Annotated in this window: 14 protein-coding genes and 1 other RNA gene; 8 read left to right on the forward strand and 7 right to left on the reverse strand. The window is 70.5% G+C overall.

The features are described from left to right. Positions 1-10: 10 nt before the first annotated feature. The 6 genes from MA876_RS16750 to MA876_RS16775 form a co-directional block, all read right to left on the reverse strand. Entirely contained in the window at positions 11-2,350 is a 2,340-nt protein-coding gene (locus MA876_RS16750; RefSeq protein WP_248152221.1) for a transglutaminase TgpA family protein, read from the reverse strand. Further along, a complete protein-coding gene (locus MA876_RS16755) occupies positions 2,340-3,596 on the reverse strand; it encodes a DUF58 domain-containing protein (protein WP_248152224.1) in 1,257 nt (418 codons plus the stop codon). Before MA876_RS16755 ends, MA876_RS16750 begins: the two co-directional genes overlap by 11 nt. Positions 3,597-3,606: 10 nt before the next feature. Beyond that, the gene (locus MA876_RS16760; protein ID WP_248152542.1) at positions 3,607-4,575 is read right to left on the reverse strand and encodes an AAA family ATPase; all 969 of its coding nucleotides are present in this window, start codon (positions 4,573-4,575) and stop codon (positions 3,607-3,609) included. Between the two features lie 159 nt (positions 4,576-4,734). Continuing rightward, on the reverse strand, positions 4,735-5,250 hold the full coding sequence (locus MA876_RS16765) for a hypothetical protein (RefSeq protein ID WP_248152226.1): 516 nt from the start codon (positions 5,248-5,250) through the stop codon (positions 4,735-4,737). 2 nt (positions 5,251-5,252) lie between these two features. Then, positions 5,253-7,289: a primary-amine oxidase gene (locus tag MA876_RS16770; protein WP_248152228.1), complete on the reverse strand. Its 2,037-nt coding sequence runs from the start codon at positions 7,287-7,289 to the stop codon at positions 5,253-5,255. Positions 7,290-7,314: 25 nt separating this feature from the next. Further along, entirely contained in the window at positions 7,315-8,790 is a 1,476-nt protein-coding gene (locus tag MA876_RS16775) for an APC family permease (protein ID WP_248152230.1), read from the reverse strand. Positions 8,791-8,998: 208 nt separating this feature from the next. Here MA876_RS16775 and MA876_RS16780 point away from each other — a divergent pair, with 208 nt between their 5' ends. The 3 genes from MA876_RS16780 (at position 8,999) to ffs (ending at position 11,292) form a co-directional block, all read left to right on the forward strand. After that, the gene (locus MA876_RS16780; protein ID WP_248152232.1) at positions 8,999-10,498 is read left to right on the forward strand and encodes an APC family permease; all 1,500 of its coding nucleotides are present in this window, start codon (positions 8,999-9,001) and stop codon (positions 10,496-10,498) included. Next, complete coding sequence (locus MA876_RS16785) at positions 10,491-11,189, forward strand: helix-turn-helix domain-containing protein (RefSeq protein WP_248152234.1); 699 nt, start codon at positions 10,491-10,493, stop codon at positions 11,187-11,189. Before MA876_RS16780 ends, MA876_RS16785 begins: the two co-directional genes overlap by 8 nt. 6 nt (positions 11,190-11,195) lie before the next feature. After that, positions 11,196-11,292, forward strand: an RNA gene (gene ffs / locus MA876_RS16790) — signal recognition particle sRNA small type. Positions 11,293-11,302: 10 nt separating this feature from the next. Here ffs and MA876_RS16795 read toward each other — a convergent pair. Next, positions 11,303-11,965: an NUDIX domain-containing protein gene (locus MA876_RS16795; RefSeq protein WP_248152243.1), complete on the reverse strand. Its 663-nt coding sequence runs from the start codon at positions 11,963-11,965 to the stop codon at positions 11,303-11,305. 63 nt (positions 11,966-12,028) lie between these two features. Here MA876_RS16795 and pta point away from each other — a divergent pair, with 63 nt between their 5' ends. The 5 genes from pta (at position 12,029) to MA876_RS16820 (ending at position 20,976) form a co-directional block, all read left to right on the forward strand. Then, positions 12,029-14,170, forward strand: a complete 2,142-nt coding sequence (gene pta / locus MA876_RS16800) for a phosphate acetyltransferase (protein ID WP_248152253.1) — start codon at positions 12,029-12,031, stop codon at positions 14,168-14,170. Continuing rightward, on the forward strand, positions 14,167-15,390 hold the full coding sequence (locus tag MA876_RS16805) for an acetate/propionate family kinase (protein WP_248152254.1): 1,224 nt from the start codon (positions 14,167-14,169) through the stop codon (positions 15,388-15,390). The genes pta and MA876_RS16805 overlap by 4 nt, the downstream gene beginning before the upstream one ends. A 75-nt stretch (positions 15,391-15,465) precedes the next feature. Next, positions 15,466-16,194 (forward strand): HAD family hydrolase, encoded by a 729-nt coding sequence (locus MA876_RS16810; RefSeq protein WP_248152255.1) that lies wholly within the window; start codon positions 15,466-15,468, stop codon positions 16,192-16,194. Continuing rightward, positions 16,191-18,710, forward strand: a complete 2,520-nt coding sequence (locus MA876_RS16815; protein ID WP_248152256.1) for a glycoside hydrolase family 65 protein — start codon at positions 16,191-16,193, stop codon at positions 18,708-18,710. The genes MA876_RS16810 and MA876_RS16815 overlap by 4 nt, the downstream gene beginning before the upstream one ends. Positions 18,711-18,750: 40 nt before the next feature. Next, positions 18,751-20,976 carry a DNA polymerase III subunit gamma and tau gene (locus MA876_RS16820; protein WP_248152257.1) on the forward strand — a complete coding sequence of 742 codons (2,226 nt, stop codon included), beginning with the start codon at positions 18,751-18,753 and terminating at the stop codon, positions 20,974-20,976.

The following is a 20,976-nucleotide window of genomic DNA, read 5'->3' on the forward strand; positions in this document are numbered from 1 at the left end:
ACGGAACATCCTACCTTGCGCGCACGCGCGCTCCTGCACCGGCCGCGTACGCACTGCCGGGGCGGATGATGAGCGATCGCGGGGCGACGACCGCGAGCACACGGCGAGCCGGCGGCGCGGTGCGCAGAAGTGCCGCGCGCACGGCGGCCGCGGCATCCGCGACGTCGTTTCCGTGCCAGTACCCGGCGACCGCTGACGATGCGTAGCTCGCGCGCTCGATCGCGCGGGCGAGCACGCCGAGCTCGTGGGCCGGAGCGCCGTGATCGGCCACGAGGCGGGCGGCGAACGCGCGGGGCGACTCGCTCGCGGGCACGGCGATGCCGACGTCGATCGCGGCATCCTGGACCGTCATCCACGCGGCCGCGGAATCACCGTTCTCGGCAGCGGCGGCCAGCTGGCGTCGGCGGACCTCGCGCACGAGCGCGGGCACCGCGAGCAGGAGCAGGATCGCCAGCACGGCGCCGAGGGTAGGCAGGGGGTTGACCATCCGCACGGCGTCGCCGGCGGTCTCTCCGGCGCGCGGATCCTCGGCGTCGAGCGGACCACCGGAGGGACCGGTCGAGGGCGAGGCGGACGGCTGCGGATCGGTCTCTCCGGGGGCTCCGACCTGGCCGGGAGCGACCGACGCGGGCAGGAAGGACGTCGGGTTCCCGAGGCCGTTGGTCGGCTCGAAGCCGATCCAGCCGATGCCCTGGAAGTGCACCTCGGGCCACGCGTGCAGCAGGGAGCTCGGCACGCTGTACACGGTCTCGTCGTCGATGCGCTCGGCCGTCGGCACGCCAGGGAGATAGCCGACGACGATCCGGGTCGGCATGTCGAGGGTGCGCGCCATGAGCGCGAAGGCTGAGGCGAAGTGGATGCAGTACCCCTCCTTCACCTCGAGGAACGACGCGACGGCCTCGGCGCCCGATCCGTCGAAGCCCTCCTCGACGGGCGCGCTCAGCGAATAGCGGAACTCGCTGCCGCGGAACCAGCGCTGGAGCGCGATGAGGGCGTCGTAATCGTTGCCCGCCCCCGCGGTCACCGTGGCCGCGGTCTCCGCGATGACCGGTGGAAGATCCTCGGGAAGCGCCGTGAGCTCTTCGCGCTGCTCGGCGCTGTCGGCGCTCGTGGCCCGGATCTGCTCGAGCGTCGGCCGCGGCGTGTCGGCGACGACCTCGTACTGCTGCCCCTGCGCTGTGCCGGCCTGCGACACGACCGTGCGGTTGTACGGCACCCTGACCCAACCGCCCTCGAGGCCCGTGACCGAGCGGGCGGGATAGGGGATCGGCGCCCAGATGGATGCGAGGTTGACGACCTCGACGTCGGTCGTCGACTCGACGAGCCGCACGTCGTCGTCGATGTCGAGCGCGCCCAGATCCCCGTCGCGATCGAGGGGCTCGGTCCGCACGTTGTCGGGCTCCCACACCGCGCCGTCGAAGCGCGACAGCGTCGTCGCCCGCAGATACGGCGCCTCGGAGCCCGAGGTCCGCACGCGCATGACCTCGATCTCGATCGGCCTGCGCAGATCGTCGCCGAGCTGCAGGCTCGCGTCGATGCCTGGTCCGTTGCCGACGCCCGCGCCCGTGCGCGGGATCGGAGCGGGCAGCAACGGTGTGGCGACGAGCGCGACGATGACGGCGATCGCGCCGATGCCGATCGCCGTCGCGGGTACGCCGGCCGAACGCTCGACGGCGCGGGCGAGCGGAGGGACGCGCGAGCTCGTCTCGGCGCGGATGAGGAAGAGGATGGATGCCGCGAGCAGCACGAACGCCATGACGTCGAGGTCTCCGGGCACGGCGATCGACGGGATGAGCGAGACGGCGATGATCCCGACCGATGCGAGCAGCGGCATGCGCGCCGTGAGCACGACGTGGTCGACGATGATCGCGAGCAGACCCATCGCGCCCACGATGAGGATCGAGAGCGACGGCGACACATCCAGCGGCGCCGAGCCGTTCGCGATCTCGATGACGGCACGATCGACGAGGGCGGAAACCTCGGCGAACGTGTCGAGCGTGGGGATGACCCAGAGGATCGCGGTCGAGTTCAGGAACACGCCGGTCATGAACATGACCCACAGGGCGGCCTCGATGAGGCTCACCCCGACCGCGGGGATGCGCCGACGACGGGCGAGGTAGCCCGCAGCGAGGATGAGCCCGGCCAGGATGACGGCGCCCAGCATCCATCCTCCCGGCTGGACGACGGGGAGCACCGGCAGGAGCGCCGAGACAAGTGCGGCGAAGAGGCCGATCGTGACGGCGAGATCGCGCCGACGGGCGGGGTTCTCGTCGACGGGTCCTGGACGCTGCGCGTACGACAGCGCGGGGTGGGGGTCGGCCTGTGGCCGCGTCCGAAGGTCAGACGACATCGCGCACCCCCCTCCCGACGCCCGCGCTCCAGGCGAACGCGAGGTCGCCGTCGGGCTCGAGCGCGTGCGCGCGCCAGCCCGCGTCGACGGCGTGATCGAGCGCGTCGCCGACCGGCGACGTCGAGAACAGGAGCGGCAGCGTGCTGTGGTGCGCGACGGCCGCGATCGCATCGGCGTCGGCGGAGTCGAAGCGGCCGACGATGAGCACGAGCGGCCCCGTGTTGACCCCGGCGAACAGCCGCGAGAGCTTGCCGAGGTGATCGTCGCGCTGCGCGGTCAGGGTCGCGAACTGGGTCAGCAGGGTCTCCACCGCGTCCATGTCGCCGCCGTCGATGCGGTCGGCCAGCAGCGTCCCGTCGCTGTCGAGGACCTCGACCGCGTAGCCGTCGTGTACGAGCCGCGCGACGGCCGAGACGCACATCGACACGGCCGTCTCGAAGCCGGCGTCCGCGCCGGTCGAGCTCAGCGCCTCGGACGACCAGCGCAGCACACCACGATCGAGCACGACGCTCGCTTCGGGAGTGGACTCCTGCTCCTCCTGGCGCACCATGAGCTCGTCGCGGTGAGCGGTCGCCCGCCAGTGGATGCGACGCATCGAATCGCCCGGCACGTAGGGCCGAGCGACGAGGTTGTCGGCGCCCTGGCCGAGCTGGTTCGTCGTGGTGTGAAGCGTGCCGCCGGCCTCGCCCGCGTAGTCGACGAGCGGCGTGAGGTCGACGATCGCCGGCGCGACCGTGACGGGAGTGCGATCGCCGAGCAGGATGCTGCGCCGAACCAGCCCGAACGGATCGGCGAAGCGCACCGACAGCCGTCCGAGTGCGTGCACGCCACGGCGCACGCCGACGACCGAATAGGACAGATCGACCGTGCGGGCACCGGCGCGCGAGCCGCCGAGCAGCCCCGAGCCGAGGGCCGGGAACGTGCCTTGAGCCTTGCCGCGGAGCGCCTTCGGGATGCCGTCCGTCCACGTGCCCGACGGGGTCGGGAACGCCGAACGGACCCCGACCCGCACGTCGACGAGCGTCTCGCGGCCGACGGTCGAGATGTCGGGATGCAGCGACCGCACGACGGCGTCCGTCGGGCGCGCGAGATAGAGCGCGCCGAGGGATGCCGCGAGCAGCGCGATCAGAAGCACGCCGAAGTACAGCAGCTCGATGATCCCCGCCTCGTTCGCGATGATGAAGCACGCCAAGGCGAGGACGAGCGCGCCCGTGCCACGGACGGTCAGGGGCCAGACGCGCTTCATGATGGTGGGGTCACTGGCGCGAGGCGATGGGCACCCGCACGCTCGAGGCGATCCGCTCGAGGACCGTCGTCACGGCGTCGGCGCCGCCGCGTGAGCGGGCGCCGCCCGCCGATCGGGTGGGGATGAGCCGGTGCGCGAACACCGGAACGAGGAGCGCCGTGACATCGTCGGGGATGACGAAGTCACGACCGTCGAGCGCGGCCCACACCTTGGCCGCGCGGACGAGCTGCAGCGTCGCGCGCGGGCTCGCGCCGAGCCGCAGATCTGCGTGGGAGCGCGTCGCTGCGGCGAGGGCGACCGCGTAGTCCTCGAGCGCGGGCGCGACATGCACGGCACGAGCCCAGGCGATGAGCGCCGACACCTGCCGGCTCGTCGCGACCGGCACGATCGCGTCGAGCGGATTGACCGCGTCGCGTTGGCGCAGCATGAGCGCTTCGGAGCGGGGATCGGGGTAGCCCATCGAGATGCGCATCATGAAGCGGTCGCGCTGCGCTTCGGGCAGGGCGTACGTGCCCTCCATCTCGAGCGGGTTCTGCGTCGCGACGACGAGGAACGGATCGGGAAGCGGATGCGTGCGCCCGTCGACCGTGACCTGCCCCTCCTCCATCGCCTCGAGGAGGGCCGACTGCGTCTTGGGGGAGGAACGGTTGATCTCGTCGGCGATCACGATGTTGGCGAAGATCGCGCCGGGCTTGAACTCGAACTCGCGATCGACGGGATTGAACACGCTGACGCCCGTCACGTCGCCGGGCAGCAGGTCGGGGGTGAACTGGATGCGACGCACGGTCGCATCGACGGACGCCGCGAGCGCGCGCGCGAGCATCGTCTTGCCGACGCCGGGGACGTCCTCGATCAGCAGGTGCCCCTCGGCGAGCAGACACACGAGTGCGGAACGCACGGCATCCGCCTTGCCGTCGATCACGGTCCCGACCGAGGCGAGGATGCCGTCGGTGGCGCGCGCGAACCCCTCGGCCGTCATCGCATCGGCGTCTGCCGTCGTTGCGGTGTCCGTCACTGCGACCTCCTCGGGTCCGCCGGGCGGCGGTGGGTACAAGTGAAGGGCTCCATCGCCCTTCCTTCGATCGTAACCCTCGAGGCGGACGCAGGGCTCTGGGAGAACCCTGGACTTCCCCCCTTCTCACAGGAGTGCGGCGACCCCCATGACCCCGATCGAGGCACCCATCGCGGCGTACTGGATGCGGTCGAGAGCACCGTGGGCACGTGAGAGCATGACGATCGATGCCACCGCGTACGCGATGGCACCGACGCACAACAGCAACGCGAACCCTCCACCGCCGGCGCCGTGAACGTGCCCCGCAGAGACGGCGCCGTCGCCGGCGGGTGTCATCGCGAGCTGCAGAGCGGCCATCGCGATCATGCCCACCGTCGTGTGCAGGGTCATGGCGTCGAGCCCGCGCGCCGTCCGCCTGCCGCGGGAGCGTCTGACGGCCGCGAACGACATCGCCGTGGCGACGAGGACCGCGGCCCACACCACCGCGGGCAGGGCACGGGTGAGCGCGGCATCCAGCATCGCGACGATCATGAGAAGGGATGCCGCGACCTCGGGCCACCGCACCCGCCGACGATCGGCTGCCAGACAGCAGGTCCCGATCGCGGCCGGTGCGATGGCCCAGGCGTGGAGGATCTCGGTCACGCTCAGTGGTGGTGGCCGTGCGCGCCGTGGTCTTGGGAACCGTGGTCGTGCGCGCCGCCGGTGGGCCCGTACCCGCCCATCGACGCGTGTGTCGCGCCCGTCCCGGCCGAGCAGTGCGCCGACTCGGGAGCCGGCACGTTCAGCACGGGGCTGCGCTCGAAGAAGTTGTACGGCTTGAGGGTGAACTTGGCGTAGTCCATCGGCATGACGGGCCAGTCCTCGTTGCGCGGGAAGTGCGTGAGTCCGAACGTGTGCCACAGCACGACGTCCTCGCCCACGAGCGGCTCGTCGCCCTCGATGAACTGGGGGATGCCTCCGCCACCGGGATGCTGGTTGACGAAGTCGCCCGCCGCGTACCGCTCGGCGGGGTCGTACTTGGTGACGAAGAGGTTCTTCGTCGCGAAGGCGGCGCGCGAGGCGATGGATGACGCGTCGTCGGCGAGCAGCACGGGTGTCTCCGTCGGGAACAGCACGTAGGAGGTCGGCTGACCGAGCGACGTCGACTTGTCGGTCGACGCGATCTGCCAGACGCGATTGCGGGCGCCGTCGGCGAGTCGGCCGGACTCCTTCTCGGAGCGGATCGGCGTCACCTGCTTCGTGAAGGCGTTCCCCGCCGGGTTCTCGGGCGAGATCGGCACCCGCACGGCATCGATCTCGTTGACGACGTTGGCGGTGCCGTCGACGGTCATGTCGAGCCGTGCCGAGAAGAGGTGCTGGTGGTAGGGCGCGCCGAGCCCCGGGGCGACCTGCGATGCGTAGGCGTAGTCCTCGCCCGGGTACGACGACGTGAACAGGATGCCGGTGAGCTTCGCCTCGCACTCGATGGTGCCGTCGAGGTAGAGGTACCAGAAGAACCCGTAATCGTAGTTGCCGACCGTCGTGAAGAACGAGATGACGAGGCGCCGCGAACGCCGCACTTCGGACGCGCCCGTGAACAGGTCGGTGTGCTTCCACAGTGACCCGAAGTCCTCTTCGTGCATGCACACACCGTTGCGCACGACGCGGGGGCTGCCCAGCTCGTCTGCGAGGACGGCATCCACGTAGGTGATGTCTCCGACGCAGTCGCAGCCGAGTTCGAGCTCGTTCGTGTAGCGGCCGAAGAGATACTCGCCGGTGTCGAAGTAGTTCTGCCAGAAGCGGTTCGGAGCGGGATCGGCGTAGGGCACGACCATCTCGCTGATCGACCCGCGGTACATGACCGGCCGCCCCGCGAACGACAGCTGCCGGAGGATCAGGCCCTCACGCGTGTCGAAGCCGATCCGCAGGTCCCACTCGCCCCACGTCACGTGCTCGCCGTCGACGGTGAAGCTCGATCCCTCCGGCTGCGTGATGACGATCGGCTTGAGCCCTTCGAGCGGCGGACCCTGAAGAGCGGGGTCGTCGTAGTTGCCGCTCGTCTCGGGGACGGCGAAGCCGGGAGTGTCGACGATCTTCAGCACGGCGCGGGTCGCGACGTCGATGTACGCCGTGAGGCCGTCGACCGGGTGCGCCCACGGGTGGTCGGCGGGATGGTCCTGGCGGAAGGCGAACGTCCGCAGGATGCGGCGTCCCTCTTCCTCCGCGTACCCGTAGTTGCCCGCCGAGAGGGGCACGAGCACGACGTCGGCGGGCGTCAGGCCACGCGCGGCGAGCGCGGCCACCCACTCGGCGCTGTCGTTCGCGATGATCCCGACCTCTTCGAACTCCGCGTCGAGGATCGGGAGCTGTCCCGCCGTGCCGTCCAGCTCGACCGACGAGACGACCTCGCCCGTCGCGAGCGAAACGACCAGGTCGAGCGAGTGGGTCGTCCGCATGTCGAGCAGCTGCACCCGGGCGCGCCGCTCCGGCAGGGCACCGCCCTGCTCCCACGCGAGCACCTCGGGCTTGGGTGGCTCCTCGAGCCCGACGTAGGCGAAGCGCGTCGCGTCGGAGGTCGTCGGCAGCGCCAGCACGATCGTGCGGACGGCCTCGATCTCGGCCGCCGTGAGCGAGGCGAGCGGGTGACCGGCGATCGGGGGAGTCGCGAAGCCGGCGGCGGGGTCTGCGGAGGTGATGGTCATGATGATCCTTTCGGGATGCGGCGGGTCAGCCGGCGATCGAGTCGGTGAGCTTGGCGTAGGCGGCCGGGCGGCGGGCCTTGATCCATCGGGCCTGGACGTAGCCGATGATCGGGAAGATCACGACCAGCGCGAGCAGGAACCAGCTCACCGCCGCGAAGACGGGATTGCCGTCGGCATCCACGTCGCCGACCATGATCGGGAAGTAGGCGACGATGAGCGCCGCCGACAGGACGAGTCCGATGAAGCCGAGTGCCGGCGCGATGACGGTGTTCCACAGGCGCTTGTCCTTCTTCGTCTTGACGAAGTACACGATGACGGCGACCGACGTGATCGCCATGAGGATCGCGATCGCGAGTGTCGCGACGCCGGCGAACCACGTGAAGACCTGGAGGACCGGATCGAGTCCGAGCACCGCGAAGATCGCGATGAGCACCGCGGCCGTCGCGGTCTGGACGATCGACGAGACGTGAGGCGACAGGTGCTTCGCGTGCACTGCGCCGAGCTTGTCGGGCAGCACGCCGGCGTTCGCCATGGAGTGCTGATAGCGGGTGACGACGTTGTGGAACGACAGCACGCACGCGAACATCGCCGTGATGAGGAGGATGTTGACCGCCACCTCGCCGAAGACGCCGAGATAGCGCGACATCGTCGCGATGATGAAGGTGCCGGGGTCCTCCGCGATCACGCCGATGACGTCATCCGCGCCCCACGCCATGACCAGGCCCCACGAGGCGAGCGTGTAGAACACGCCGATCCCGATCACGGCCGCGTAGGTCGCACGCGGGATGGTGCGGTTCGGATCGCGTGCCTCGTCGCGGAAGATCGCCGTCGCCTCGAAGCCGATGAAGGCCGCGATCGCGAACATGAGGCCGACGCCGGGAGAGCCGCTCGCGACGTTCGCCGGTTCGAACGAGGAGAGATCGAGACCCGCAGCGCCTCCGCTCGCGACGACGACCACGACCATCGCGAGCACGATGCCGACCTCGGCGACGAGCAGTACACCGAGGACCTTGCTCGACAGATCGATGTGACGGAAGCCCAGCACGCCGACGATCGCGATCGTGACGAGCGACATGAGCCACCACGGCACTGCCGGACCGCCGAGCGACTGCACGGTGACCGACAGGATGTAGCCGATGTAGCCGTAGACCGACACCTGGATCGTCGTATAGGTCAGCATCGCGATCCATGCGCTCGCGAGTCCCGTCGAGCGGCCCAGGCCGTAGCCGACGTACGTGAAGAACGCGCCGGGCTTCGGCACGTGCCTCGTCATGGCGGCGAGGCCGACCGAGAACAGCAGCAGGATCACGGCGCTGATCGCGTAGAGCGCGGGGAAGCCGATGCCGTTGCCGAGCAGCATGCCCAGCGGCGCCGCTCCGCCGATGACCGTGAGCGGGGATGCGGCCGCGACGACCATGAAGACGATGGCGGTGACGCCGAGAGAGCCGTGGAGGGTCCGCTTCGCGGAAGCCTCGACTCCCTTCGATTCGAGTTGTGTCATGAGATCCTCCGGGTGGATGTCGGGCGGAGCAGGATGCCTCGACCCTCCCGCCCGGCTGTTGCACGGCCGTTCCCCACGTGTGAAACCTCGCCCCACGCGAGTGGGAACTCTCGCGCCGGGTGTCTCATTCGGGCGACACGAACCGGAAACACGAGGGACCCTCCCGGGCAACGGCGACGGCGTAACGTCTCGCGCATCGGGAGGAGCCATGACCGCACTCGAACGCGCGATCGCGAGACCTGAGCCCGTGCGCGGGTTCGGGTCCAGGTCGCCTCTGGAGGGTCTCGATCGACGCAGCGTCGGGTTCTCCGACGTCCTCGCGCAGTCCGTCGCAGCCGTCGCGCCCGCCGCCGCCGCCACGACCGTCGTGCTCCTCGTGGCGGGGGTCGCGCCCCACGCGACGGTGCCGTCGATCCTGGTCGCCGGACTGCTCAGCTTCCTCGTCGCGCAGACGATCTCGCAGTTCGCCCGCCGCCTCGCCGCGGCGGGGTCGACCTACACCTATACAGCCCGCGGACTCGGGCAGGGCGCCGGTCTCGCGGCGGGGGCGGCCATCGTGCTCGGCCACGGAGCGATCGCGATGTTCGCGCTCCTCGGCGGCGCGTACTACGTCACGTTCCTGCTGCGCGGCCTGTGGCCCGACCTCGTCGACACCTCGACGATCGCGGGCGTGCTCGTGGTCGAGATCGCGTTCGTCGCGCTCGTGCTCGTGCGAGGCATCCGCCTCTCGTCGCGCATCGCCCTCGTCGTCGAGGGAATCTCGGTGCTGCTCATCGTCGTGCTGCTGATCGTGCTCCTCGTGCGCATCGGGCCCATCGATCCCGGCGCGGTGTTCGAGGCCGGCTCCTTCGACCCCGCCATGATCGCGGCGGGATCCATGATCGCCTTGACAGCCTTCGTCGGATTCGAGAGCGCCGCCACGCTCGGCGTCGAGGCGGTCTCGCCTCTGCGCACCGTCCCGCGCGCGATCGTCTGGACGGTGGTCCTGTCGGCGGGCCTCTACGTGTTGGCAGCTCTCGCCCAGGTCGCCGGTTTCGCCGAGATCGGCGCGGAACTCGGAGCGAGCACGTCTCCCATCAACGACCTGGCCGCGGCGTACGGACTCGCCGGCTGGGGAGTCGTCGCCGACATCGGCATCGCGGCCTCCTTCCTCGCATGCGCGATCGGATCGACGACCGCGCTCACGCGGGTCCTGTTCACGATGGGACGCGACGGGGTGCTCCCGCGCATCGCCGGCCGCGCCCACCCGCGCTTCGGCACTCCGGTCGGTGCGGTCCTGCTGTCGCTGCCGATCATCGCGGGGGTACCGCTGATCGTCACGCTCGCCGGCATCCCGATCCGCGACGCGATGCACGCGACGATCGCCGTGGGCGGTGCCGGGTACATCGTGGCCTACGTGCTCGTATGCGTGGCGGCGCCGTTCTTCCTCCACCGCATCGGCGAACTCACGCTGCGCGCCGCCGTGATCGCGGGATTCTCGGCGGTCGCGCTCGCCGCGGCTCTCGTCGTCTTCTTCATCGTCGACGCCCGGACCGGCAGTCTCGCCGTCTGGATCGTGGCGGGCGCCGCGGTCGTCTCCGGCGCGCTCATCGCCGTACGTCTGCGCAGCACCGCCCGTCCGCTCGATCGCATGGGGTCCTACGACGAGCCCCTCGCGTCGCAGGTGCTCGGCGGCGTCGCGCGAGAAGACCGGCCGTCGCATGGCTGACGGAGCCGCGCCCTCGGTCACGGCGCGCCAGCCGCGGGCGATCCACAGCGCGCTCACGGTGCTCGAAGCCGTCGCCGGTCTCGGTGCGGGCGTCACCGCCCGCGAGATCTCGCACGAGCTCGGCCTTCCGCGCGCGACGGCCTATCGCCTCCTCAACCTCCTCGTGCAGGACGAATACCTCGTGCGCACGCCCGACCTTTCGGGGTTCGCGCTCGGCGCGAAGGTCGCTCAGCTCGCGGCCGTCGTCGCTCCGCCGATGCGGCTCACGTCGGCGGCCCGTGCCGTCGTGGCGGATGCGCGCGCCGCGGTGCGGGGCGGCATCCACGTCGTGTTCTACGTTCAGGACCGCCCCGTCGTCGTCGACGCCGACCCCGACTTCCCCTTCTCGGACGAGATCCGCCTGGCGCGCGAGCCCGAGCGGTACGCGGTCGGGCGCCTCCTGCTCGTGGAGCGACGCCACTCCGGGCCGGACGCGGGCGCCGCCGCCGATCTCGCCCGTTTCGGTGCGACACGGCAGATCGGCGAGCTGGTGCCGGGATACGGATGCCTCGCCCTGCCGCTCCGCGACGCGCAGGGCACCCTCGCGGGAGCGCTGGGCTTCTCGGGCCCGATGCACCGGGTCGAGGAGCCCGGTGATCTCGTGCGGCTGCTCTCACCGATGGCAGAACGACTCGCCCCGCTCGTCGCGTAGACTGTCCTCAGCTCTCCGCGAGGCGGCATCCAGGCCAACTCCCCCAGGACGGAAACGTAGCAAGGGTAACCAGGCTCTGCCGGGTTCGCGGAGAGTCTTACTTTTCCCGGGGCTCAGCGACGGAACGGCCCGTCGAGAACGGCCCACTGCAGCAGCATGATCGTCTTCGCGTCCTGGATCGAGCCGCTGCGCACCATCGACAGCGCTTCCTCGATGTCGAGTTCGACCAGCTCGATGTGCTCGCCCTCCTCTTCGAGCCCGCCGCTGTCGCCGGTACGGGCCGTCGAGTCATACGGCGCTGCGTAGAAGTGGAGACGCTCGGTGACCGACCCGGGGCTCATGTAGACGTCCCACAGGTGCTCGATCTCGCCGATCTCGACGCCGGTCTCCTCGGCCGCCTCGCGTCGGATCGCGGCCTCGGGATGATCGTCGTCGAGAAGGCCGGCGGCCGTCTCGACGAGCATGCCGTCGGGGTGGTCGTTGACGTACACGGGATAGCGGAACTGGCGGGTCAGGAGCACGGTCCGCCGCGCCGGGTCGTACAGCAGCACTGTCGCACCGTTGCCGCGATCGTACGTCTCGCGCTGCTGGGTCTCCCACGCGCCCGAGGGCGCCCGGTACTCGAGGGTCGTGCGTCGCAGCACGTGCCACGCCGAGGCGAGCACCTCGACATCCGTGACCCTCACACCGGGATTGCGATCGAGCTCGAGACCCGCGCGATCGAGCCCGGTTCTGCCGCGGTGGTCGGGCACGTCGATGCCGGGGCGATCGGTCATGATCGGAGCTTAGTCACGGCTGCGGCCTGGCCGCGGCATCCACCCCGCCCGTAGGGTTGACACGTGGCGCAGAGCATCTTCATCACGTCGGCCGAAGGGCACTCGGGCAAGTCCACGATCGCGCTCGGGGTGCTCGACACGCTCAGCCGTGCGACGCCGCGGGTCGGCGTGTTCCGCGCGATCGCGCGCTCCACGGTCGAGCGCGACTACGTGCTCGAGATGCTCCTGGACCACGACGGCGTCGACCTCGCCTACGAGGACTGCATCGGAGTCACGTACGACGACGTGCGTCGGGATCCCGATGCGGCACTGGCGGTCATCGTCGAGCGGTTCAAGGCCGTCGAGGCGCAGTCGGACGCCGTCGTGATCGTCGGAAGCGACTACACGGATGTCGGCAGCCCCGCCGAACTCGCCTACAACGCCCGCATCGCCGCGAACCTCGGCGCGCCCGTGCTGCTCGTGCTGAGCGGACGATCGGGGCAGGACCAGACGCAGCCCGAGCAGCTCGGATCGTCGCTGCCCCGTACGGCGGAGGAGATGGGCCAGATCGCCGATCTCGCGCTCGCCGAGCTCGTGCACGGCAGGGCGGACCTCTTCGCCGTCATCGTGAACCGCGCCGAGCCGGAGGCGGTGCCCGGGGCGATCGCCGCCATCGAGCGGTCGGCCGCGGCATCCCTCCGCCCCGGCCACGCGGCGGTGCCGGTGTGGGCGATCCCCGAGGACCGCTACCTCGTCGCACCGTCGATCCGCGGCATCATGCGAGCCGTCGACGGCGAGCTGCTGTCGGGCGACCCCGACCTGCTGACCCGCGAGGCGCTCGGCGTCGTCGTCGCGGGCATGTCGATGGTCAACGTGCTGCCGCGGCTCATCGACGGGGGAGTCGTCGTCATCCCGGCCGACCGGTCGGAAGTGCTGCTCGCGACGCTGCTCGCGAACGCGTCGGGCACCTTCCCCTCGATCTCGGGGGTCGTGCTCAACGGCGGGTTCGATCTGCCCGAGCCCATCACGCGATTGATCGACGGCCTCGCCTCGAGCGTGCCGATCATCACGACGGGGCTCGGCACGTACGAGACGGCCGCCCGCATCATGAACACGCGCGGCCGCCTCGCCGCGGATTCGCAACGCCGTTACGACACGGCGCTCGCGCTCTTCGAGCGCAGCGTCGACAGCGAGGAGCTCCTGCGGGCGATCGGCGTCGCGGCGCCCACCGTCGTCACGCCGCTGATGTTCGAGTACGGACTCATCGAGCGGGCGCGCACGCAGCGTAAGCGCATCGTGCTGCCCGAGGGCGACGATGACCGCGTGCTGCGCGCGGCCGCGACGGTGCTCGCGCGCGGCATCGCCGACCTCACGATCCTGGGCGAGGAGATCGAGGTGCGCTCGCGCGCGATCGAGCTGGGCATCGACATCCGCGGTGCGCAGGTGCTCTCGCCCTTCGACGCCGTGCACGTCGAGAAGTTCGCCCGGGAGTACGAGAAGCTCCGCGCCCACAAGGGCGTGACATACGCCCAGGCGGCCGACACCGTGACCGACGTCTCGTACTTCGGAACGCTCATGGTGCACCTGGGGCTCGCCGACGGAATGGTCTCGGGCGCCGCGCACACGACCGCGCACACGATCCGCCCGGCGTTCGAGATCATCAAGACCACGCCGGGGGTCTCGGTCGTTTCCTCCGTCTTCCTCATGGCGCTCGCCGACCGCGTGCTCGTCTACGGCGATTGCGCCGTCATCCCCGACCCGACGATGGAGCAGCTCGCCGACATCGCGATCTCGTCGGCGGCGACCGCGGCCCAGTTCGGGATCGATCCGCGGGTCGCGATGCTGTCGTACTCGACGGGGGAGTCGGGGTCGGGCGCCGACGTCGAGAAGGTGCGCGGCGCGACGGCGCTCGTGCGCGATCGTGCGCCCGAACTGCTCGTCGAAGGCCCGATCCAGTACGACGCCGCCGCGGACGCCGCGGTCGCCGCGGCCAAGATGCCCGGATCCGAAGTGGCCGGGCGCGCGACGGTGTTCATCTTCCCCGACCTCAACACGGGCAACAACACCTACAAGGCGGTGCAGCGCTCCGCGGGCGCGATCGCCATCGGACCCGTGCTGCAGGGCCTGAACAAGCCGATCAACGACCTGTCGAGAGGCGCGCTCGTGGAGGACATCGTCAACACGATCGCGATCACCGCGATCCAGGCGCAGGGGGATGCCTCGTGAGCGTCGTCCTGGTCGTCAACTCCGGTTCGTCGTCGTTCAAGTACCAGCTGATCGACATGACGACCGAGCAGGTCCTTGCGTCGGGTCTGGTCGAACGCATCGGCGAGTCCCTCGGGCACGCGGTGCACAAGGTCTCGTTCCACGCCGACGGCCCCGCCGTCACGGCATCGCAGGCGACCTATGAGGAAGAGCTGCCCATCCCCGACCACACCGCGGGATTCCAAGTCATGCTCGACGCGTTCGCGCAGCACGGGCCGTCCCTCGACGAGCGGCCGCCGGTCGCTGTCGGGCACCGAGTCGTGCACGGCGGCGCGCGCTTCTTCGAGCCCACCCTCATCACGCCGCTCGTCGAGATCAACATCGACGAGCTCTCGGTCCTCGCACCGCTGCACAACCCGGGAGCGCTGCAGGGGATCCGGGCCGCGAAGGCGGCGTTCCCCGACCTCCCGCACGTCGCCGTCTTCGACACGGCGTTCCACCAGACGCTCGCGCCCGAGGTCTACACGTACGCGATCGATGCGGCGCTCGCCGAGAAGCACCGCATCCGCCGCTACGGCTTCCACGGCACGTCGCACAAGTTCGTCTCCGAGGCCGCCGCGGCCTTCCTGGGTCGCCCGCTCGCCGAACTCAGGCAGATCGTGTTCCACCTCGGCAACGGCGCGTCGGTCACGGCGATCGACGGCGGACGCTCCGTCGAGACCTCGATGGGCTTCACGCCTCTCGAAGGCCTCGTCATGGGCACGCGGTCGGGCGACATCGACCCCGCTGTGCTCTTCCATCTCGCGCGTCGCGAGGGCATGTCGATCGATGACCTCGACCACCTGCTCAACAAGCGAAGTGGCCTGATCGGGATGGCGGGGATGTCGGACAACCGCGACATCAAGGCGGCCATCGAAGCCGGCGACGAGGCGGCGCTTCTCGCGTACGAGGTCTATGTGCACCGGCTGCGCGCGTACGCCGGCGCCTACCTCGCGCAGCTCGGGGGAGTGGACGTCATCTCCTTCACCGCCGGCGTCGGAGAGAACGCGCCGCTCGTGCGCGCGCATGCGCTCGAGACCCTCCGCTTCGCGGGGATCGAGATCGACCCCGAGCGCAACACGGCCGCGGGCCGCTGCATCCGGATCATCTCCACGGATGCGTCGCGTGTCACGGTGCTGGTCGTCCCAACCGACGAAGAGCTCGAGATCGCGCGCCAGACCCTCGGCGTCGTTGACGCGTGACGGCTGCGCACTACGCTGGATGGACGGTGCGAAGGCGGACCGTGCCCGCTTTCCCGACCCGAGCGAAGGGGCCTCGTGACCACCGCTGACAAGCCCGATCTGACCGCGTACGACGCCGTTCTGTTCGATCTCGACGGTGTGCTGACACCGACCGCAGAAGTGCACATGCACGCGTGGCGCACGATGTTCGAGGAGCTCTTCGCGGCGTGGGACATCACCCCGCCGTACACCGACGACGACTACTTCGCGTCGCTGGACGGCAAGAAGCGCTACGACGGTGTGGCGAGCCTGCTGCGCAGTCGCGACGTCGAGATCCCGTGGGGCGATCCGTCGGATCCGCCCGAGAAGGACACGATCTGCGGCATCGGCAACCGCAAGAACGTCGTGTTCGAGCGCGTGCTCCGCGCCGATGGCATCGCGCCCTACCCCGGCTCGGTCGCACTGCTCGACGTGCTCGCTGCGGCCGGCACCCCCATCGCGGTCGTGTCGAGCTCGAAGAACGCCGAAGAGGTCCTGCGTGTCGCGGGCCTGCGCGAGCGCTTCCCCGTCGTGATGGACGGCGTGATCGCCGAGCGCGACCACCTCGCCTCCAAGCCCGCCCCCGACGTCTTCGTCGAGGGCGCCCGGATGCTGGGGGTCGATCCCGCGCGCTCGGTCGCCGTCGAGGACGCCATCAGCGGCGTCCAGTCGGCCGCGGCCGGCGGCTTCGCGCTCGTGATCGGCGTCGATCGCGGGGTCGGGGCATCCGCTCTCTCCGACGCCGGGGCGCACCTCGTCGTCGACGACCTCCAGGAGCTCGTGTGATCGATCGCGACCGTTTTCCCGTCGACCCGTGGCGACTGGTCGAGAAGAACTACTCGATCGACGATGCGGGGGTGACCGAGACGCTCTTCACCGTCGCCAACGGCTACGTCGGCCTGCGCGGCAACCACGTCGAGGGCCGTCACGCCCACGAGGACGGCACGTTCATCAACGGCTTCCACGAGACGTTCCCGATCCGGCATGCCGAGCAGGCGTACGGCTTCGCCGAAGTCGGGCAGACGATCGTGAACGCGCCGGATGCCAAGGTCATGCGCGTCTACGTCGACGACGAGCCGCTGTCGCTCGACGTCGCCGACGTCCGCGAGTACGAGCGCTCGCTCGACATGCGCGACGGCGTGCTGCGCCGACGCATCCTGTGGGTGACCCCGTCGGGCAAGGAAGTCCTCATGGAGGACGAACGGCTCGTCTCGTTCGAAGAGAAGCACCTCGCCGTGCTCTCGCTGACGGTCACCGTGCTCAACGCCGATGCGCCCGTCACGATCAGCTGCCAGATCATCAACCGCCAGGACGGCGAGAACGTCTACGGCGGCACGCCGAACGCCCCCAAGAAGGCCGGATTCGATCCGCGCAAGGCCGAGCGCATCTCGGAGCGCGTGCTGCAGCCGCAGGAGTACTGGCAGGATGCCGGACGCTCCGCGCTCTCGTACCGCGTCACCGAGTCGGGCATGACGCTCGCCGTCGTCGCGGACCACCTGATCGAGACCGCGAACGAGCACACCGACCGCCGGCTCATCGAGCCCGACATCGCCAAGAACGTCTTCCGGGTGCAGGCGAAGGCCGGGGTGCCGACGACCGTCACGAAGCTCGTGAGCTATCACACGTCGCGCGGCGTGCCGGCGCGGGAGCTCGTCGATCGCTGCCGTCGCACGCTCGACCGTGCGGAGACCGAGGGCGTCGCCCATCAGTTCGAGCGGCAGCGCGCGTGGTTCGACGGCTTCTGGGAGCGCTCGGACGTGCAGATCGGCGGGCACGACGACCTGCAGCAGGCGACGCGGTGGTGCCTCTTCCAGCTCGCGCAGGCGGCGGCCCGCGCCGACGGCCAGGGCGTCCCCGCGAAGGGGCTCTCGGGTTCGGGCTACAGCGGCCACTACTTCTGGGACACCGAGATCTACGTCCTGCCGTTCCTGGCGTACACGACGCCCCTGTGGGCGCGCAACGCGCTGCGGATGCGGTATCTCATGCTCCCGGCGGCGCGCCGGCGGGCGTTCCAGCTCAACGAAGCGGGCGCGCTCTTCCCGTGGCGCACGATCAACGGCGAAGAGGCGTCCGCCTACTACGCCGCCGGCACCGCGCAGTACCACATCAACGCCGACGTCAGCTTCGCGCTCGCGAAGTACGTGCGCGCGACGGGCGACGTCGAATTCCTGCACCGCGAGGGCGTCGACATCGCCGTCGAGACGGCGCGCCTGTGGTCGACGCTCGGCTTCTGGCGCTCGAGCGACGGCGACATCGAGGTCGAGTCGTTTCACATCCACGGCGTGACGGGACCGGACGAATACACGACGGTCGTCAACGACAACCTGTTCACGAACGTCATGGCGCGGTTCAACCTGCGTTTCGCGGCGCGCACCGTCCGCGAGATGGCCGATGACGCGCCGGACGCCTATCGCGACATGGTCGAGCGCCTCGGCCTCGATCCGGCGGAGGCCGAGGGCTGGGACCGCGCCGCCGAGGCGATGCACATCCCGTTCAGCCCGGCCCTGGGCATCCATCCTCAGGATCACGTGTTCCTCGAACGCGAGATCTGGGATCTCGAGCACACGCCGCCCGAGAAGCGGCCGCTCCTGCTCCACTACCACCCGCTCGTGATCTACCGGTATCAGGTGCTCAAGCAGGCCGACGTCGTGCTCGCGCTGTTCCTGCAGGGCAACCACTTCTCGGCCGAGGACAAGCTGGCCGACTTCGAGTACTACGACCCGCTCACGACGGGCGACTCGACGCTGTCGGCGGTCGTGCAGGCGATCCTCGCGGCCGAAGTGGGGTACCAGGACCTCGCGCTGGAGTACTTCCAGCAGTCGATCTTCGTCGACCTCGCCGACCTGCACCACAACGCGTCCGACGGTGTGCACGTCGCGTCGGCCGGCGGTGTGTGGACCGCGCTTGTCGCGGGCTTCGGCGGCATGCGCGATCACTTCGGCGAACTCTCGTTCGATCCGCGCCTGCCCGCCGACTGGCCGTCGCTGTCGTACGTGCTGCACTGGCACGGCACAAGACTCCAGGTGACGGTGACGACGGATGCCCTGACCGTCGCCGCGAGCGGCGGCGAGCCCGTCGTGTTCAGCGTGCGGGGAGCGGCCTTCGCGATCGGCGACGGGGAAGAGGTTGTCGTGCCGCTCACCGACCAGGGGCCCGTCATCGCCGGCCGTCCGTCGTTGCGTCACCTCGCCGATTCGCGTCGCGAGGACGGCACGCTGCTCGTGGCGTCGGTGCCGACGGTGACGTCGACGATCCCGATCATCGGGCTGGATGACGGCACCCAGCCGGGAGTGGATGCCTGAGCCCGCCGCGGTGTCGTAGCCACCGCCTAGGCTGGAGGACGTGACCACCGCTCTCTACCGCCGCTACCGGCCCGAGTCCTTCGGCGAGATGATCGGCCAGGCGCAGGTCACCGATCCGCTCATGACGGCGCTGCGCGGCGATCGCGTCGGTCACGCATATCTCTTCTCGGGCCCGCGCGGCTGCGGCAAGACGACATCGGCACGCATCCTCGCGCGCTGCCTCAACTGCGCCGAAGGGCCGACCGACACACCGTGCGGCACGTGCGACAGCTGCGTCGAGCTCGGGCGCGGCGGCGGGGGGTCGCTCGACGTCGTCGAGATCGACGCGGCATCCCACAACGGCGTCGACGACGCCCGCGATCTGCGCGAGCGCGCGATCTTCGCGCCCGCCCGCGACCGGTTCAAGATCTTCATCCTCGACGAGGCGCACATGGTGACGCCGCAGGGGTTCAACGCTCTGCTCAAGCTCGTCGAAGAGCCGCCCGATCACGTGAAGTTCATCTTCGCCACGACCGAGCCCGAGAAGGTCATCGGCACGATCCGTTCGCGCACGCACCACTATCCGTTCCGGCTCGTGCCGCCCGCCGCGATGCTCGAGTACGTGCAGGAGCTCTGCACGGCCGAGGGCGTCGACGTCGAGGCGGGCGTGCTTCCGCTCGTCGTGCGAGCGGGGGGCGGTTCGCCGCGTGACACGCTCTCGCTCCTCGACCAGCTGATCGCGGGTTCCGAGACCTCGCGGGTCGAGTACGCCCGTGCCGTATCGCTCCTCGGCTACACGCACGCCGAACTGCTCGACGAGGTCACCGACGCGTTCGCGGCGGGCGATGCCGCCGCCGCCTTCGCCGCGGTCGATCGCGTCGTGCAGACCGGGCAGGACCCCCGGCGGTTCGTCGACGACCTGCTCGAGCGCCTGCGCGACCTGATCGTCATCGCGGCGACGGGCGAGGGTGCTGCGGCGGTGCTCCGCGGTGTCTCGGCCGACGATCTCGCGCGCATGACCCGTCAGGCGACGGCGTTCGGCGCGGCGCGCCTCTCGCGCACGGCCGACGTCGTGATCTCCGCACTCGACGAGATGACCGGTGCGACCTCGCCTCGCCTGCAGCTCGAGCTCATGATCGCCCGGGTGCTGGCGCAGGGGACGGATGCCGCGGTCCCCGCAGTCCCGGCCGCTGTTCCCGCCCCTGCGGCTTCTGCCGCCACGACCGCTCCGGCTTCCGCTTCGTCCCCTCCCGCGGCGCCGAACCCCGCCGCGCCGGCCGCGCCGGCTCCGGCCGTCGAATCCGCGGCGGCTGCGAACACGACCCCGGCCGCTGAGCCGGTCGAAGCGGCTCCCGCACCATCCGTCCCGTCCGGCCCGATCACGGCGCAGCGCATGCGCGACGCATGGCCCGAGGTGCTCGGCCGGCTCGAGAACCTCAGCCGCTCGTCCTGGTTGATCGCCTCGGCGACGCGCGTCGTCGACCTCGACGGCGACCCCGAGAACCCGAACGTCTCACTGGCGTTCCAGAGCCCGGCCGACATCGAGAAGTTCAAGCCGCGCACGCACGGCGGCACCGATGCCTACGTCGACGTCCGCCAGGCGATCGCCGACGTGCTCGGCGTCCAGGTCAAGTTCCGCCCCCGCCTCGACGGGCCGGGCGACGGCGCGAGCGGTCGGGGCGGCGACACACCGCCGGCCGTCGACGCTGCACCGCCGGTCGACGAACCTCCGCCTGCCGACGACGACGCGCCGCCACCCCCGGCCGACCCCGGCCCGGCGCCTCGCTCCGAGCGACCCGCTCGTCCGCGGTCCGAATCGGCGCCTCCGCGAACTCCGCTGTCGGGGGCCCGCGCCGCCACCGCCTCGGCCGCTCCCGTCACGGCCTCGGCGTCAGCCGCTCCGGTCACGGAGTGGGCCGTCGCGCCGATTCCGACCACGGCGACCGACGGCGCGCCGTCTGCAGCGCGCGTGCCCGCCGCGCTCGCGGTCGACGACGAGCCCGAGGATGCGGCATCCGTCCCCGTCCGCGAAGCGGCGCCCGTCCGTGAGGGCGACGTGCTGCCCGCGGCCGAGGTCGAGCCGTCGATCGAGCCCGACGAGGACGAAGCCGAGGCCGAGACCATCGCGGACGCGCCGCGGAACGTGCCGCCCGTCGTCGCACCGCGCGTCACGACGACCGTGCGCAACGACGGCGTGCAGCGCTACGGCGAGGCCGTCGTGCGACAGGTGCTCGGCGCCACGTTCGTGCGCGAAGAGCCCTACGAGCCGCCGACGAGGTTCAGCTAG

Source organism: Microbacterium aoyamense, from assembly GCF_023155855.1.
Taxonomy (GTDB): Bacteria; Actinomycetota; Actinomycetes; order Actinomycetales; family Microbacteriaceae; genus Microbacterium; species Microbacterium aoyamense.